This is a genomic window from Arsenicicoccus bolidensis DSM 15745, assembly GCF_000426385.1.
Lineage (GTDB): Bacteria > Actinomycetota > Actinomycetes > Actinomycetales > Dermatophilaceae > Arsenicicoccus > Arsenicicoccus bolidensis.
The window spans coordinates 1-15762 of the sequence record NZ_AUFG01000004.1 but is presented as its reverse complement, the minus strand read 5'-3'; the positions used below and the strand labels follow the sequence as shown (position 1 = coordinate 15762).

Here is a 15762-nt window from a genome sequence, read left to right as displayed (position 1 = left end):
CCTGGCTCGGCGTCGCCCCGGCCAGCGACCACGACGACGTCACCTTCTTCGCGACCGCGGCACGCGGCTGTCGCTCTACGGCTACGAGGCGCTGGCGGACGACGTGGGCCCGGGGTTCGCCGACCAGCAGCGCTCGCGCTTCCCCGGGATCACGCTGGCGCACAACTGTCGTGAGCGCCACGAGGTGGACGAGGTGGTCGCCGCGGCGGAGACGGCGGGCGGCACCGTCGTCAAGGCGCCGGCCGAGGCCTTCTGGGGCGGCTACTCCGGCTTCGTCGCCGACCCGGACGGCTACCTGTGGGAGATCGCCTGGGGTGCCTTCCCGATCGCCGACGACGGCCAGCTGACGCTCGGCTGACCGCGAGACCGACGCCGGGCGTGCGCCGTCAGTCGCGGAACTCCCCGTCGACGTAGACCCAGCGCCCGAGCACCCGCCGGAACCGGCTGATCTCGTGCAGGACGTGCCTGCGTCCGCCCACGACGCAGTGCGCGCGGTACTCCACGGTGTCGCCCTCGGCGCGGACGACGTCCAACCCCGCCCACTCGCGGTCGGTGTCGAGCCGAAGGTCGCCCGGACGGGTCGCCGGGTCCCAGGTCTGCAGGAGGTGCTCCGCGTCGCCCACCACGAACGCGCTGTAGCGCGACCGCATCAGCTCCTCGGGGGTGCTCGCCTGGCGGCGGCCGACGTGCAGCGGGCGGCAGCAGTCGGCATACGGCCGGCCCGATCCGCAGGGGCACTCCTGCGGGGAGGGGCGGGACGGTATGCCGAAGGCCCCGCCGCTCATCGGTGGGCCGGGTGCTCGGGCCAGGGGCTGTCGACCGGGCGCAGCGAGGACCAGCCGCCCGCACGCGAGGCGTGGGCCGCGAGGATCCCGAGGCACGCGGACGGGTTGTGCAGTCGTCCGGCCAGCACCGCGGCGTGCGCCTCGTCGAGCGAGACCCAGGCGGTCGGCATGCCGAGCTCCTCGCCCTCGCGGTCGTGGCGCTCGTCCTCGGGCACGTCGGACAGGTCGCGCGCGAGATAGATGCGGATCGCCTCGTCGTTGCCGCCAGGGGTGGTCCAGTAGTCGATGAGCACGTCCCACCGCTCGGCGCGCAGGTCGGCCTCCTCGAGCAGCTCGCGGGACGCGGCCACGGCGGGGTCCTCCCCCTCGACGTCGAGCAGCCCGGCCGGGATCTCCCAGTCCAGGGCCCGCACGGGGTGTCGGTACTGCTGGATCAGCACGACGCGGTCCTCGGCGTCCAGCGCGACGATCGCGACGGCGCCGGGGTGGCGCAGGAACTCCCGGCGCACCTCCCCCGCCTCACCGAGGTCCGCGGTCTCCGACACGAGGTCGAAGACATAGCCCTCGTGCAGGACGTGCGACTCGAGGACGGGGCGCGGCTCGATACGGTCGGCGATGTCCTCGCCGCCGAGGACCGGGGTCCCGCGGAAACCGTTGTCCGTCATACGTCCTCAGCCCCTGTCGGAGGCGCGGCGGCGCGGCGCTGACGGTGCGGCGGACGCTGACGGCCCCGACGGCGCGGACGTCTCGACGCCCTGCTGCTCCAGGGCCGCCTCGACCAGACCGGCGAAGAGCGGGTGCGCGCGGTGCGGGCGGGACTTGAACTCCGGGTGCGCCTGCGTGGAGACGTAGTAGGGGTGGACCTCGCGGGGCAGCTCGACGAACTCCACGAGGGTGCCGTCGGGCGAGGTGCCGGAGAAGACGAGCCCGGCCTCCTCGAGCTGCGCGCGGTAGGCGTTGTTGACCTCGTAGCGGTGCCGGTGGCGCTCGCTGGCCTTGGTCGTGGCGTACGCCCCGGCCACCACGGAGCCCTTGGCGAGCTTGGCCGGGTAGGCGCCCAGGCGCATCGTGCCGCCGAGGTCGCCAGCGCCCTCGACGAAGGCCTTCTGCTCGGCCATCGTGGCGATGACGGGGGCCGGGGTCTCGGGGTCGAACTCGGAGGAGGAGGCGCCCTCGATGCCGGCGACGTTGCGCGCGTGCTCGATCACCATGCACTGCAGCCCGAGGCAGATGCCCAGCGTCGGGACCTTGTGCTCGCGGGCCCAGCGCAGCGCGCCGAGCTTGCCCTCGATCCCGCGCACGCCGAAGCCGCCGGGCACGAGCACCGCGTCGACCCCGCCGAGCGCCGCCTCGGCACCCTCGGGGGTCTCGCAGGTGTCGGAGGCCACCCAGCGGATCGCGACGCGGGCGTCGTGGTGGAAGCCGCCGGCGCGCAGCGCCTCGGTCACCGACAGGTAGGCGTCCGGCAGGTCGATGTACTTGCCGACGAGGGCGATCTCGACCTGGTGGGCGGGCTGATGGACCCGCTGCAGCAGCTGGTCCCAGTCCTTCCAGTTGACGTCGCGGAACTTCAGCCCGAGTCGCCGGATGACATAGGCGTCGAGCTGCTCGCGGTGGACGACCTTGGGGATGTCGTAGATCGAGGGGGCGTCGACGCAGGCGCACACGCCCTCGGCGTCGACGTCGCACATGAGCGAGATCTTCTTCTTGATGCCCTCGGGGATCTCCCGGTCGGCGCGCAGCACGAGCCCGTCGGGCTGGATGCCGACCTGGCGCAGCGCGGCGACGGAGTGCTGCGTCGGCTTGGTCTTGAGCTCACCGCTCGGCGCGAGATAGGGCACGAGCGAGACGTGCAGGAAGAAGCTGTTGTCGCGGCCGATCTCGTGCCGCACCTGCCGGGCCGCCTCGAGGAAGGGCAGCGACTCGATGTCGCCGACGGTGCCGCCGATCTCGGTGATGATGATGTCCGGAGCGTCCTTGCCCAAGGTGGCGGGCTCGCGCATCCGGTCCTTGATCTCGTTGGTGATGTGCGGGATCACCTGGACCGTGTCGCCGAGGTACTCCCCGCGACGCTCCTTGGCCAGCACGTTGTTGTAGACCTGGCCGGTCGTGACGTTGGCGCGGCCGACGAGGTTGACGTCGAGGAAGCGCTCGTAGTGGCCGATGTCCAGGTCGGTCTCGGCTCCGTCCTCGGTGACGAAGACCTCGCCGTGCTGGAAGGGGTTCATCGTGCCGGGGTCGACGTTGATGTAGGGGTCGAGCTTCTGCATCGTCACGCGCAGACCACGAGCGCGGAGCAGATGTCCGAGGCTGGAGGCCGTGAGCCCCTTGCCGAGCGAAGAGGCAACGCCTCCGGTCACGAAGATGTGCTTGGTGTCCACCACGGAGTTCGATGGTACGTCATCATTCCGTGACCTCGGGACGACAGGCCGTATGACGACCGCCCGCGTCTCAGCGGCGGGTGTCCTCGACGCACAGGGAGTACTGCGACAGGGCGGCGTCGATCGCGTCGTCCTGCGTGGGCAGCGCCTCGGCCCGGGCCAGGGCACGCGCCCGCAGGTCCTCGCGCTCGGCGGGGTCCTGCGCCACGCGCGCCACCGCGTCCGCGAGCGCCTCGGCGTCGCCGACGGGGACCAGCACGCCGGCCGACCCGACCACGGCCGCGGTGCCGCCCGCGTCGGTCGCGACGATCGCGGCGCCGGCCTCCAGCGCCTCCTGCAGGGCGAGCGGCTGCCCCTCCCAGTTGGCGGAGCTGACGACGAGGTCGGCGGCGGCGAGCAGGTCGGGGACGTCGCGGCGGTCACCTAGCAGCCGCACGGGCAGGTCGCGCTCGGCGATGTCGGTCTCGAGGTCGTGCCGCATGGGGCCCTCGCCGGCGATGACGAAGCGGATCCCGCTTCCCTTGAGCCGGGCGGCCGCGTCGAGCAGGACGGGCAGGCCCTTCTGCGTGGTGAGGCGGGCCACGACGACGGCCAGGGTGGTGCCGTCGTCGACGCCCAGCTGCTGCCGCACGGTGGCCCGGTCGGTGCGCGCCCCGGAGAACGCGGGCGCCGGGATGACGGCGTGCTCGACGCGGCGGGCGCCGAGCTCGCGCTGGCGCTCCTCGAGGTCACGGCTGACCGTGAGGACCAGGTCGGCCTTGCTGGCGACGAGCCGGTCGAGGGTGTTGTAGACCCCGCCGAGCCAGGAGCTGTCGGGCGTGGCGTTGTGCAGGGTCACGATCAGCGGGGCCAGGTGGCCGGTGCGGGCCAGGGAGCACAGGGCCCCGGCGCGGAGCCCGTGCGCGTGGACGACGTCCGCGCCGTCGATGAGGGCCCGCAGCGTCTGGTGGGCGCGCAGGTCGTTGGCGGGGTGCGGCCGGTCCGAGATGGGCAGGTGGACGACGCGGGCGCCGGTGGAGCTGTAGTCGAACAGCTCGTCGGCCGACTGCGGGCACCCGACCATCACGTCGTGCCCACGGGCGACGAGACCCTGGACGAGTCCGTGGACGTGCCGCCCCATGCCGCCGGAGCTCGTACCCATGACCAGGAGGATGCGCATGGCAGTAGTTCACCACGAACGGGGATCAACCGCCCCGACGAACCGCCCCCCGGACAGCGCCGACGAGCGACCGCACGCCCGCGCGATCGGTGACGGCGGCGACACCCACCCAGACGGCGAGCGCGACCGCCCCGCTCGCGAGACCGAGGGCGACGTGCCCGGCGATGTGCCCGGCGCCCGAGGCGCTCGAGTCGGGCCACCAGCCGGCGACGAGCCGCCCGGCGACGCCGGCCAGCGGTATGGCGAGGACGGCTCCGGCCACCCCCCTGGACAGCCCGGCGGTGGCCCCGGTCCCCCAGGCCTGACGCACGGCCACGAGCAGCCCCAGCCCCGCCAGCGTCATCCCGATGCTGCTCGCCACCCCGAGGGCGGTGATCGTGGACGCCGCGGTCGCGTCCCCGGCGGTGAGGGCGAACGGCACGAGAGCCGCCACGGCCCACCCGGCCGCCGCCCAGCCGGCGGCGACGGACGGGCGCCCACGGACGTAGAGCGCGCGGGTCAGGAGCGCGACCAGGCCGTAGCCGAGCAGCCCCGGCGCGAACGCGGTCAGGCCGAGGTCGACGGTGGTCACGAGGTCGGGCCCCTGGCCGTGGTGCCGGCCGGCGTCGATGGCGGCGAAGAACCGCCCGACCGCGGGTGCGGCCGCCACGAGGACGGCGGCCCCGAGCGAGCCCGACAGCGCCACCACGCGCACCGAGCGCGACAGGCGGGCGGAGACCTCGGGAGCGACCGGCGCGCGCTCTCCCCCACCCTGCGTCAGCGAGGGGAACACCGCCGTCGCCACCGGCACGGCGAGCACGGCGTAGGGCAGGACGTAGACCGCCTGGACGTACTGGTAGACGTTGAGCACGCCCGTCCCGCCGCGGTGGTCGGCGATCCACACGGTCGCCAGCACGGCGGCCTGCTGGGCGAGCAGGGCGACGATCCCGGCGGCGGCGAGCCGGCGCACCCGGCGCCCCGCACCGTCGGGCAGCCGCAGGGTCGGGCGCAGCCGAGCACCGCTGCGCCACAAGGGGATCAGCAGCGGCAGGCTCAGCGTCACCACCCCGAGCGTCGTGCCGCCCGCGAGCGCCACCAGGGCCCCGTCCGGCAGCGTCGCGCCCGTGGCGCCGGGGGGCGCCATACGGCCGTAGGCGACGTAGGCGCCGATGACGACGAGGCTGGACAGCAGGGGGACGAGGGCGGGCCAGGCGAACCGCCGGCGGGCCTGCAGGGCTCCCGCCGCGACGACGCCGATGCCGTAGAGCGGGATCTGCGGGGCGAACCACGACAGCATCCGCGTGGCCAGCTCCCGCTGCGACGCGCACGCCTCGTCCGGCAGCAGGAAGCCCGCGACGGGATCCGCCACGAGGGCCAGGACGACGGCGAGGGGCACCAGGATCACGCAGGCCCAGCCCAGCAGGGCCGAGACGACCTGGTCGGCGCGCTCGTGGTCGTCGTCCGCGAGGTAGCCGGCCACGACGGGCACCGCGACCGCCGCCAGGGCTCCCCCGGCGGCGACCTCGTAGAGGACGTTGGGCACGGTGTTGGCGGCGGAGTAGGCCGTGCCGACGCACCCCGCCCCGACCTGGCCGGAGAAGGTCAGCCACCGGCCGAACCCCACGATCCGCGCCAGCAGGGTCAGGACGGCGATCAGTCCGCTGGCCGCCGCGATCCCCCGGACCGCGCGGGCGCTCACGTGGCGCGGCCCCACGCGTCGACGGTGCGCAGCACCGGGCTCGACTCGATCACGGCGGTGAAGCTCACCCGCTCGCTGGCCAGCACCAGACCGGTCAGTATGGCGAGCGCCACGGCCCGCCCGGGGAGCCGGCACCCGGCGACCACCGCCGTGCCGAGCAGCGCCCCGGCGGCGTTGGCCCCCGTGTCGCCCAGCATCGAGCGCCCGGCGAGGTCGTCCGGGAGCAGACCGAGGGAGGCGCCGACGGCCGCGCTCGCGAGGGTCGCGGCGTCGCGGGTGCGAGTGGGAGGGCCGACCTGGTCACGGCTGTGGGTGAGCGTCGCGGTGAGCGGCGCGGTCAGCAGGACGACCTTGAGGGCTCGCCCGGGCCGCAGGTCGAAGAGGTTGACGAGGTTGGCGGCACCCGCGACGACCGCTCCGCCGACGAGGAGCCCGAGCAGCTCGGCGGCTCCCGGACGAGCGCTCCCCCACCGGGGCCGGTCGATGAGGGCGGTGGCGAGGACACCGGTGGCGGCCAGGCCGACGATCTTGACCACGCCGGTGGTCGGCTCGCCACGACGCAGCGCGGCGAGGTGGCCACGCAGACCCTTGACCGCGGTGCTGCCGACGTGGTCGTCGAGGGCGCCCAGCGACGCTGCGGCCGTGGTGGCGAGCAGCCCTGCGCGGGCGGCCGGCGATCGGTGGATCGCCAGCGGGACGACCGCGCCCAGGGCCCAGGCGGGTCCCTCGAGGAGGGTGACCGTCCGGCCGGCGTGGTTGGTGCGGTCCCACACCGCGCGGCCCAGCGGCGGGCGGCGGGCGCCGAGCCGCGCGGCCGCCCGGGCCGCGACGGCGGCCGTGAGGGCGGCCGCGAGGGCGGCCGCGACGCCCGAGGTGACGACGCTCATCGACTCACCGGCCGAGGTCGGGGATGACGGACTCGGCGTCGGAGCCGATGCCGTAACGACCGGCACCACCCTGCTGCTGGGCCGCCAGGGCGACGGCGGTGGCGACCTGACCCATGGCGCGGTCGGCGTCGTCGACCGTGGAGACGGCGGCCGCCGTGGCTCGGTCCGCGCGGACGCCGCTCACCACGGCAGCGGGGCTGAGGTTGTCCGCGTCGTCGGTCGGGCGGGTCGGCGAGACGAGCACGGAGCCGTTGGAGACGGCGTCGGCGCCCCGGACGAGCCGGGCATAGGCCTGCACCTGGGGCCCGGTGCCCGCGGCGGGGTTGGCCACCATGGGGGCGGCCACCGTCACGAGGAGGGTGGCCCCGGTCGGGTCCTCGCCGCGCACGCTGAGCAGACCCTTGCCGCGCAGCACCTCGAAGGCCTGACGGGCCCGGGACGCGTCGACCTGGCCCCGGTCCTGGACCGGCCCGGTGAGGGCGGCCCGACCCAGCACGGTGCCTGGCAGCAGTCCGTCGCCGACGGCGCGCGTGTCGATCTGCAGGGCCTCGGCGGCCTGGCGGACCGAGGCCGTGAGCTCGCCGGCCGAGGCCGGACGCGTCCACTCGTCGCTCAGCCGGACGACGGACGCCACGGTGGCGCCGGACTCGCTCAGGGCGGTCTGCACGCCGCTCACGACCTGCTCGTCCGCGCCGGCGGCGGCCACGACGACGACCCGCCGGTCGGCGAGGCGGCCGGCCAGGACCACCGGGCGGCTGGCAGCGGCATAGCTCTCGCCCGCCGCCACGGATCGGCGGGCGGTGGTCAGCTCACCGTTGAGCGCGGCCTTGTCCTCGCGCAGCTTGGTGATCTCGGAGGTCAACGTCGTGCCGATGTCCTCCTTGAGGGGACCCGCGCCCAGCACGATCCCCACGGCCAGGGCCATGAAGATCGCGATGACGGAGACAAGGTGGTAGCGGAAGTCGATCACGTGAGGAGCCCCCCGAGCCAGGAGATGAGGTCGTCCAACCGGGCCATGACCGCCTGCAGCATGGCCTGGCCACCCGGGGTCACCGACAGGGCGACGCCGAGGGCGAGCAGCCCGGCGAGGACGAGGAGGACGAGCGAGGCGCTCGAGATGCGGGTGCGATAGAGCCGGGACACGCCCTTGGCGTCCACGAGCTTGCCGCCCACCCGCAGGCGGGTGAGGAAGGTGCTGGCCATCCCCTCGCGTCCCTTGTCGAGGAACTCGACGAGCGTCGCGTGCGTGCCGACCGCCACGATCAGCGTCGCCCCGGCGTCGTCGGCGAGGAGCATCGCGATGTCCTCGCTCGTGCCGGTCGCGGGGAACACGACGGGGGTCAGCCCGAGGGCCCGCACGCGGTCGAGGCCGGGGGCCCGGCCGTCGCGGTAGGCGTGGACGACGATCTCCGCCCCGCTCGTGAGGGCGTGGTCGCTGACGGAGTCCATGTCGCCGACGATCAGGTCGGGCCGGTGACCCAGCTCGAGCAGGGCGTCGGCCCCGCCGTCGACCGCGATCAGGACGGGGCGGTACTCCTTGATGTAGTGCTGGAGGGCCCGCAGGTCCTCCTTGTAGTGGTAGCCGCGGACGACCACGAGCACGTGCCGGCCGTCGATGGCCGTGGCGATGTCGGGGATCCCGACCCCGTCGAGGAGCAGCGCGCGCTCCTTCTTGAGGTACTCCATCGTGTTGGCCGCGAAGGCCTCGAGCTGGTTGGACAGGCCGATGCGGGCAAGGGTCTGGGCCGCCTCGATGCTCTCGGCGCTCTGCAGGTGACCGGTCGCGACGCTGCGGCCGTCGACCACGAGGCTGGCGTCGACGAGCTCGCCGACGGCGCCCTCCTTGACCTGCATGACCTCGGGACCGAGGGCGTCGACGTGCGGGATCCCGGCGTCGAGCAGGATCTGCGGGCCGAGGTTGGGATAGCGCCCGGTGGTCGAGCGGGCGGCGTTGAGCACCGCCGCCGGACGGCAGGCGACGAGGGCCTCCGCGCTCACCCGGTCGATGTCGGCGTGGTCGATGACCGCGATGTCCCCGGGCCGCAGGCGCTTGGTGAGGTCCTTGGTACGACGGTCGACACGGACCGCGTGCGTGCCGGCCGTCGGCTCCTCGGGGAGGGATCGACGGAAGCGGGGAAGCTGGGACATCGCCACCCATCGTGCCACGGCGTGCGGGGACCCGCGGTCAGGCGCTCTCGGGCGACTCGCCGACGCGGCCCCGAGCGCTGGCGAGCAGCTGCTGGGCGTGCTCGACAGCGGCGTCGCTCTCGTCGCCGCTCATCATCCGCGCCAGCTCCCGCACCCGCTCGTCCCCCGCGACCTCGACGACCCCGCTCGCCGCGACCTGACCGTCGTCGGCCTTGCGGACGACGAGGTGCCGGTCGGCGTAGGCCGCGACCTGGGCCAAGTGGGTCACGACGATCACCTGGGCCTCGCGAGCCAGCTCGGCCAGGCGGGCACCGACCTCGACCCCGGCCTTGCCCCCGATCCCGGCGTCGACCTCGTCGAAGACGAAGGTGGGGACCGTGGAGGAACCCCCGCCGTGCGTCACCACCTCGATGGCCAGCATCACGCGGGACAGCTCACCCCCGGAGGCGGCCCGCGTCACGGTGCGCGGCGGCGCTCCGGCGTTGGCCGCGAGCGCGATGTCGACCTCGTCGATCCCGTTGCGGGAGTAGCGCACCCGGTCGCCAGAGGGCAGCTCCAGGCCGCGCTCGTGGGGCTGGGTGGTGACCCCGACGACGAGGCGGGCGCGGGGCATCGACAACCGACCCAGCTCGGCGGTGACGGCGGCACCGAGCCGCTCCGCGGCGGTGGACCGGGCGTCGTGCAGGGCCGCACCGGCCGCGCCGAGCCGAGGCGTGAGCTTGGCCAGGCGCGCCTCGATCTCCTCGATGCGCGCGTCGTCCCCCTCGAGCGTGAGCAGCGTGCGGCTGGCGTCCTGGGCCCAGGCGAGGACCTCGTCGACCGTCTCGCCGTACTTGCGCTGGAGCCGGGTGAGCTCGGCGCGGCGCTCCTGCACCCAGGACAGCCGGGCGGGGTCGACCTCGACGTCGGTGAGGTAGCCCGCGACGTCGGTCGTGAGGTCGGAGGCGACATAGCTCAGCTCGGCGAGCCGGCGGTGCAGGTCGGCCAGCGCCGGGTCGTGCCCCGTCCACGGCTCGAGGGCCGACACCGCCTCGCCGAGGGACGCCAGCGCCCCGCCCGAGGCACCGTCCCAGGCGCTGTCGTCCCCGGCCAGCAGCACGTGAGCGCGGGACGCCCCGTCCCGCAGGGCGTCCGCGTGGGACAGGCGGTCGTCCTCGGCCCGCAGCTCCTCGTCCTCGCCCGGCTGCGGGTCCACGGCCTCGATCTCCTCGAGGGCCACGCGCAGGCCGTCGGCCTCGCGGGCGCGCTCGCGAGCCGCCGACCGCAGCCGGTCGGCCTCCGCCACGAGCGCGTGGTGCTCGTCATACAGGCGCTGGAAGTCCTCGACGAGTCGCGCCACGTCGGGGTCGAACCCGTCGAGGACCACCCGATGCTCCTCGGCGCTGCGCAGGCGCCACTGGTCGGCCTGCCCGTGCACCGCGACGAGTCGCTCCCCCACCTCGGACAGCGTGCTGATCGGCACCGACCGGCCGCCGAGGTAGGCGCGCGACCGCCCCTGGGCCGCGACGTTGCGCGCGAGGATGAGCCCCTCGGTGACATCGGCCCCGGCCTCCGCGGCGCGCACGAGCGCCGGGTGGTCGGCGCCGAGGTCGGCGAAGCCCTCGACGCTGGTGCGGTCGGCACCGGTGCGCACGAGGTCGCTGTCGGCCCGGCCGCCGAGCAGCAGCCCGAGGCCGGTCACGACCATGGTCTTGCCCGCGCCCGTCTCGCCGGTGACGACGTTGAGGCCGGGAGCCAGGTCCAGGACCGCCTCGTCGATCACGCCGAGACCGCGGATCGTGATGTCACGCAGCATGGGTCACTGCTCCCTCACGCGGCCCTGGCCGCGCCAGCCCACGATGGACAGGTCGAACTTGCGCACCAGCCGGTCGGTGAACGGTGCGGTCGCCAGGCGGGCCAGGCGCACAGGCGTCTGCCCTCGGCACACCTCGACCCGGGCGCCCCGCGGCAGGTCCACGGTGCGGCGCCCGTCGCACCACAGGACCCCGGTGGCCTCCTGGTCGGGCAGGAGCTCGACGGCGACCTTGGCGGACGGGCTCAGGACGAGGGGCCGCGCAAAGAGGGCGTGGGCCGACAGCGGGACGACGAGGATGGCCTCGACGGTGGGCCACACCACGGGGCCGCCCGCCGAGAAGGCATAGGCGGTCGATCCGGTGGGCGTCGCCATGACCACCCCGTCGCAGCCCCACGTGGACAGGGGGCGACCGTCAATCTCCATGGCCAGCTCGAGCATCCGCTGGCGAGAGGCCTTCTCGACGGTGGCCTCGTTGAGCGCCCAGGTGCGCTGGACCTCGTCATCGCCCTGCCGCACGACGACGTCCAGCGTGAGGCGCTCCTCCACGACGTAGTCGCGGTGGACGATGCGCTCGACCACGTCGGGGAAGTGCTCCCGCTCCGCCTCCGCGAGGAAGCCGACGTGGCCGAGGTTGACCCCGAGCACCGGGGTGCCGTGCGCACGCGCCAGCTCGGCGCCGCGCAGGATGGTGCCGTCGCCACCGAGCACGCAGACGAGCTCGCAACCGGCCGCCTCGTCCTCGCCGGCGGGCTCGACGACGTCGTCCAGCCGCTGCGCGAAGCCTCGGAGGTCGGCAGCGTTGATCACGGACGTGACGCCGGCCTCGCGCAGCCGCTCGGCCAGCGAGCGCGCCAGGTCGAGGGCGTCGGGACGACGGTGGTGGACGACCAGCAGGACGCGGCGGCTCACGGGTGCTCTCCTCGATCGGTCTGCTGGGTCTCGGTCTGCGTTGCGTGGTCCGACTGCGCCGGATCGTCCGGCTGCGCGAGATGGTCCGGCTGTGCGAGATCCGACTGCGCCGGATCGTCCGCCTGGGTCAGACGGTCGTGCGGCACGGTCGACACCGAGGCGCGCCCCGAGGTCAGCTCCTCGGCCCGGGCACGCCACGGCGCCAGGGAGGGCGCCGTGGACGACCTCACGCACCACAGAAGGTACTCGTCGTTGCCGTCCGTGCCGCGCAAGGGGCTCGGCGCCAGGCCTCGCGGCGCCAGGCCGGCGGCGGACAACGACTCCAGCACCGCCACCACCGCGTCGCGGCGGTGGCCGGCGTCGCGGACGACCCCGCCCTTGCCGAGGCGCGTGCGACCCACCTCGAACTGGGGCTTGACCAGGGCCACGATGTCACCGCCCGGCTGGACGAGGTCGGCGAGGCGCTCGGCCACCAGGGTCAGCGAGATGAAGCTCAGGTCCGTCACCAGCAGCGCGAACGGTCCCCCGACGTCCTGCGGACCCACGTCACGCACCGAGGTGCCGCTGCGCTCGTCCACGCGTGGGTCACCGGCGAGGGACGGGTCCAGCTGGCCGTGGCCCACGTCGAGCGCGCACACGGACGCCGCACCGCGCTGGAGCAGCACCTGGGTGAAGCCGCCCGTGCTGGCACCGACGTCGATGCAGCGACGTCCGCGCACCTCCACCTCGGGAAAGGCCTCGAGGGCACCCAGCAGTTTGTGCGCAGCCCGGCTGACCCAGGGGTCGATCTCGCCCGCGACCTGCACGCTGTCCTGCTGCGCGACGGGATGGGCGGCCTTGCGGACCTCGCGGCCGGCCACGCTGACCCGCCCCGCGTCCACGAGCTCTCGCGCCTGGCCGCGCGACCGCGCGAGACCACGGCGCACCAGCTCCGCGTCCAACCGGGTCACGCTCACGCCCCGCTGACCCCGGACAGGCGGCCCTGCAGGACGTCATGGACGTGCTGCGCCGCCTCGATCTGGGCCCGCGGGTCGTCGCCGCCGGCCGCCTCGTCCAGGACGCGCAGGGCCGCGTCGATCGCCGGGTCGCGCCCGTCGGGCCCCGCGCCCATCGCGGCCGGGCTCGGCGCAGCAGGGCTCGGCGCAGCGGGACTCGGCGCAGCGGGACTCGGCGCCGCCGGGCTGGGTGCAACCGGGCTCGGTGCTGTCGCCGCCGCCTCCGGGGGCGCGGAGCTCGCGGCCGACGGTGCGGAGGTCCCCGGGGACTCGGTCATGGCGCTCCTTCGCTGGTCGTCCTGCTCACCCTAGCCGTGGGGTCCGACAGCCTCCGGGAGGCGTCCGTCGTCACCGGGGGTCGAGCGCGTCCAAGGCCTCGAGCATCGGGGCAGGCAGCGGTATGCCGATCCGCCCGTCATCGCGAGCCGCCCACGTCGCGGCGACGGCGGCACGCGCGCGTTCGACGACGGCGCCCCCGTCGACGACCAGCGTCGCGTCGTCCCCGCGACCGGACACCGTGGCGCGAGCGTCTCCGCACACCGCGACGACATCATCGCCGTCCACGCTGTCCCGGCCGTCCACGCTGTCCTTGCCGGCTCGGCCCGAGACGGCGACCTCGACGCCGGCATACGGCTCCCGCAGCGCGCGCAGGTCGAGGCCGAGATAGGTGGGCCGGAGCTGCTCGTCCGCACTCGCAAGGGCCACCAGGCCGTCGACGCCGGTGAGCACGTGCAGGCTCTGCATGCCGGCGGCGTTGGCGCCCTCGATGTCGGTGTCGAGGCGGTCGCCGATGGCGAGCATGCTCGTGACCTCCCCACCGGCGCGCTCCGCGCACATGAGGTACAGCGGTGGGTGCGGCTTGCCCGCGACCTGCGGCTCGCGCTGCACGGCGTTGCCGACCGCCTGGACCGCCGAGCCGTTGCCCGGGGCGATCCCCCGCTCCGTGGGGATGGTGAGATCAACGTTGGTGGCCATCCACGTCGCGCCCGCAGCAACGGCGTAGGCCGCCTCCTTGAGGTCGGACCAGCTGAGCTCCGTGCCGTAGCCCTGCAGGACGGCCACGACCCGGCCGGCCACGGCGGGATCGTCGATGCGGTCCTGGGGGCTGACCGGGTCGAGCCCGGCCTGACGCAACGCGATCGCCACGCCCGGGCCCCCGATGGCGAGGACGGTGGAGCCCGGATCCAGCTGCTCGGCCAGCAGCGCGGCACCGGCCTGGGCGCTGGTCACGACGTGGTCGGCGTTGGTGTGCACGCCGAGCTCGGCCAGGTGCTCGACCACGGCGTCGGCGGGCCGGCCGGCGTTGTTGGTGGCGTACATGACCTGCAGGCCGTCGGCCACGGCGGCGTCGAGCGCGTCAGCGGCATGGGCGACGGGGTCGGGACCGCGGTAGACCACGCCGTCGAGGTCGACGACCAGGCCACGGAAGCCGTCGACGAGGGGGCGGTCAGGCACGGGAGCCCTCCCCTGCGGTGTCGCCGCCCTCGGCCTCGTCGTCCTCGCCCTCGAGCAGGTCGGTGAGGGTGTAGCCCTCGAGCTCGGCGAGCCGCTCGTCGGCATCGGTCTCGGCCTCGTGGTCGGCGGAGGCGGACCGCTGGAACCACTCGATGGCCCCGGCCTCGTCACCGAGGGCCAGCAGCGCGTCGGCGTAGGCGTAGGCAAGACGGGTGTACCACGGCTTGTTCATCCCCTGCCGCAGCGCGGGGACCTCCAGCTCCACCTTGGCGGCGTCCAGCTGGCCGAGGTCGCGCCGGATCCCGGAGACCACGATGAGCAGCTCGATCCGGTCCTCCTGCGGCAGGGCACCGGCCTCAGGGCTCTGAGCGAGCTGCAGCGCCTTCTCCGGGCGGCCGAGGGCACGCTCGCAGTCCACCATGAACGGCAGGAGGTGGTGGGAGCCGGACAGGCGTCGCGCCGTGCGGAACTCGTTGAGCGCCTTGGCCCAGTCCTCCCGCCGGTAGTGCACCAGGCCGAGCGCCTCACGGGCCGCCGGCACGCGTCCGGCCCGGCGCACGGCCGTCTCCGCGTGAGCGAGTGCGCCGTCCTCGTCGATGTCCAGGAGACGCGCAGCCATCACCAGGTGCTGGCCGACGCCCTCGGCGTTCTCCTTGCTGAGGGTGCGCAGCTGGTTCTTGACGGCTCGGTCCAGCTCGAAGCCCGTCACGTCCTCGTGGATCGCCGGCTCGGGCAGCCGCCCCTGGGTGGGGACGAGACGCGAGCCTCCGCGCTGCTCGGGCGCTGCCGCCTGTCCCTCACGACGGCTGTCACGCGAGCCCTGACCACCGCGCTGGGCGTGGCCCCGCCGCTCTCCACCCTCACGGTTCGGCCGACCGCCACCACCATCACGCTGGTACGGGCGTCGCTCGCCACCACCGGAGCGGTCCGGCCGACGCTCACCATCACGCTGGTACGGGCGCCGCTCACCGTCTCGCTGCTGGTAGGGCCGACGCTCGCCCCCCTCACGGCTCGGTCGCCCGCCACCGCCATCACGCTGGTACGGCCGGCGGTCTCCGCCGCGGGGACCTGACTCTCGACGGGGCTGATCCCGGTCGCTCTCATGGGCGTTGTCGGTCACGGTCCTTCTCCTCCACGTCGCCGGCGGGTGCCGGGCAGGTCACTATGCAGCTGGTTCACGATCCAGTATGCCGCAGCCGCACACCTCGACGAGGCTGTGCGCGGGGATACCGGTCCCGGACGCAGAAAAGCCCCGGACCTGGTGGTCCGGGGCTTCCCCACAATGTTTGTCCGGCGGCGTCCTACTCTCCCACACCGTCACCAGTGCAGTACCATCGGCGCTGTAAGGCTTAGCTTCCGGGTTCGGAATGGGACCGGGCGTTTCCCTCACGCTATGACCGCCGTAACTCTATCGACTTGTCAAACCACGCACCTGGTGGTTTGTGTGTCGGGAACTACACAGTGGACGCGAGCAATCTTCGGGTCAAGTCATCGGCTTATTAGTACCGGTCAGCTCCACACATTGCTGTGCTTCCACATCCGGCCTATCAACCCAGTAGTCTAGCTGGGA

16 protein-coding genes and 2 rRNA genes are annotated in these 15762 nt (G+C 74.2%); 2 read left to right on the top strand and 16 right to left on the bottom strand.

Features of this window, described 5'->3' with window-relative positions:
* The first annotated feature begins 1 nt into the window (after window position 1).
* A complete protein-coding gene (locus K313_RS24110; RefSeq protein WP_338021322.1) occupies window positions 2–358 on the top strand; it encodes a VOC family protein in 357 nt (118 codons plus the stop codon).
* A gap of 28 nt (window positions 359–386) precedes the next feature.
* On the opposite strand, the gene K313_RS0103235 is transcribed toward K313_RS24110, so the two are convergent.
* From K313_RS0103235 to K313_RS0103170, 14 genes are all read right to left on the bottom strand, one after another.
* The gene (locus tag K313_RS0103235) at window positions 387–785 is read right to left on the bottom strand and encodes a YchJ family protein (RefSeq protein ID WP_029210411.1); all 399 of its coding nucleotides are present in this window, start codon (window positions 783–785) and stop codon (window positions 387–389) included.
* The gene (locus K313_RS0103230) at window positions 782–1450 is read right to left on the bottom strand and encodes an NUDIX domain-containing protein (protein ID WP_029210410.1); all 669 of its coding nucleotides are present in this window, start codon (window positions 1448–1450) and stop codon (window positions 782–784) included. The genes K313_RS0103235 and K313_RS0103230 overlap by 4 nt, the downstream gene beginning before the upstream one ends.
* Window positions 1451–1456: 6 nt before the next feature.
* Window positions 1457–3169, bottom strand: coding sequence for a CTP synthase (locus K313_RS0103225; protein ID WP_029210409.1), 1713 nt, complete (start codon window positions 3167–3169; stop codon window positions 1457–1459).
* 67 nt (window positions 3170–3236) lie between these two features.
* Window positions 3237–4307 carry a glycosyltransferase gene (locus tag K313_RS0103220; protein ID WP_240483924.1) on the bottom strand — a complete coding sequence of 357 codons (1071 nt, stop codon included), beginning with the start codon at window positions 4305–4307 and terminating at the stop codon, window positions 3237–3239.
* Between the two features lie 43 nt (window positions 4308–4350).
* Window positions 4351–6018, bottom strand: coding sequence for a murein biosynthesis integral membrane protein MurJ (gene murJ, locus K313_RS0103215; protein WP_051273982.1), 1668 nt, complete (start codon window positions 6016–6018; stop codon window positions 4351–4353).
* Window positions 6000–6890, bottom strand: coding sequence for a hypothetical protein (locus K313_RS0103210; RefSeq protein WP_029210406.1), 891 nt, complete (start codon window positions 6888–6890; stop codon window positions 6000–6002). The genes murJ and K313_RS0103210 overlap by 19 nt, the downstream gene beginning before the upstream one ends.
* Window positions 6891–6894: 4 nt before the next feature.
* The gene (locus K313_RS22010) at window positions 6895–7860 is read right to left on the bottom strand and encodes a copper transporter (RefSeq protein WP_029210405.1); all 966 of its coding nucleotides are present in this window, start codon (window positions 7858–7860) and stop codon (window positions 6895–6897) included.
* Window positions 7857–9038: a putative cytokinetic ring protein SteA gene (gene steA / locus K313_RS0103200; protein ID WP_029210404.1), complete on the bottom strand. Its 1182-nt coding sequence runs from the start codon at window positions 9036–9038 to the stop codon at window positions 7857–7859. Before steA ends, K313_RS22010 begins: the two co-directional genes overlap by 4 nt.
* A 37-nt stretch (window positions 9039–9075) precedes the next feature.
* Window positions 9076–10833 carry a DNA repair protein RecN gene (gene recN / locus K313_RS0103195; RefSeq protein ID WP_029210403.1) on the bottom strand — a complete coding sequence of 586 codons (1758 nt, stop codon included), beginning with the start codon at window positions 10831–10833 and terminating at the stop codon, window positions 9076–9078.
* Window positions 10834–10836: 3 nt separating this feature from the next.
* Window positions 10837–11742 (bottom strand): NAD kinase, encoded by a 906-nt coding sequence (locus tag K313_RS0103190; RefSeq protein WP_029210402.1) that lies wholly within the window; start codon window positions 11740–11742, stop codon window positions 10837–10839.
* Window positions 11739–12692 (bottom strand): TlyA family RNA methyltransferase, encoded by a 954-nt coding sequence (locus tag K313_RS19840; RefSeq protein ID WP_029210401.1) that lies wholly within the window; start codon window positions 12690–12692, stop codon window positions 11739–11741. Before K313_RS19840 ends, K313_RS0103190 begins: the two co-directional genes overlap by 4 nt.
* 2 nt (window positions 12693–12694) lie before the next feature.
* Window positions 12695–13015, bottom strand: coding sequence for a hypothetical protein (locus K313_RS23365; protein WP_156911124.1), 321 nt, complete (start codon window positions 13013–13015; stop codon window positions 12695–12697).
* Between the two features lie 70 nt (window positions 13016–13085).
* The gene (locus K313_RS0103175) at window positions 13086–14192 is read right to left on the bottom strand and encodes an HAD-IIA family hydrolase (RefSeq protein WP_029210400.1); all 1107 of its coding nucleotides are present in this window, start codon (window positions 14190–14192) and stop codon (window positions 13086–13088) included.
* Window positions 14185–14901, bottom strand: coding sequence for a tetratricopeptide repeat protein (locus tag K313_RS0103170; RefSeq protein ID WP_029210399.1), 717 nt, complete (start codon window positions 14899–14901; stop codon window positions 14185–14187). The genes K313_RS0103175 and K313_RS0103170 overlap by 8 nt, the downstream gene beginning before the upstream one ends.
* 6 nt (window positions 14902–14907) lie before the next feature.
* On the opposite strand from K313_RS0103170, the gene K313_RS0103165 reads away from it, so the two are divergent.
* Window positions 14908–15264 carry a hypothetical protein gene (locus K313_RS0103165; protein ID WP_029210398.1) on the top strand — a complete coding sequence of 119 codons (357 nt, stop codon included), beginning with the start codon at window positions 14908–14910 and terminating at the stop codon, window positions 15262–15264.
* 216 nt (window positions 15265–15480) lie between these two features.
* Here the strand turns inward: K313_RS0103165 and rrf are convergent.
* Together rrf and K313_RS0103155 are read right to left on the bottom strand one after the other, a co-directional pair.
* Window positions 15481–15597 (bottom strand): 5S ribosomal RNA (rrf, locus tag K313_RS0103160).
* 74 nt (window positions 15598–15671) lie between these two features.
* Window positions 15672–15762: ribosomal RNA gene (locus K313_RS0103155) — 23S ribosomal RNA — on the bottom strand; the annotation flags it as partial.

Excerpts from the sequence above, each read along its gene's own strand:
- K313_RS0103230 (WP_029210410.1), bottom strand. The coding sequence starts at position 1,450 with ATGACGGACAACGGTTTCCGCGGGACCCCGGTCCTCGGCGGCGAGGAC.
- recN (WP_029210403.1), bottom strand. The coding sequence starts at position 10,833 with ATGCTGCGTGACATCACGATCCGCGGTCTCGGCGTGATCGACGAGGCG.
- K313_RS0103235 (WP_029210411.1), bottom strand. The coding sequence starts at position 785 with ATGAGCGGCGGGGCCTTCGGCATACCGTCCCGCCCCTCCCCGCAGGAG.
- K313_RS0103210 (WP_029210406.1), bottom strand. The coding sequence starts at position 6,890 with ATGAGCGTCGTCACCTCGGGCGTCGCGGCCGCCCTCGCGGCCGCCCTC.
- K313_RS0103220 (WP_240483924.1), bottom strand. The coding sequence starts at position 4,307 with ATGGGTACGAGCTCCGGCGGCATGGGGCGGCACGTCCACGGACTCGTC.
- K313_RS23365 (WP_156911124.1), bottom strand. The coding sequence starts at position 13,015 with ATGACCGAGTCCCCGGGGACCTCCGCACCGTCGGCCGCGAGCTCCGCG.
- steA (WP_029210404.1), bottom strand. The coding sequence starts at position 9,038 with ATGTCCCAGCTTCCCCGCTTCCGTCGATCCCTCCCCGAGGAGCCGACG.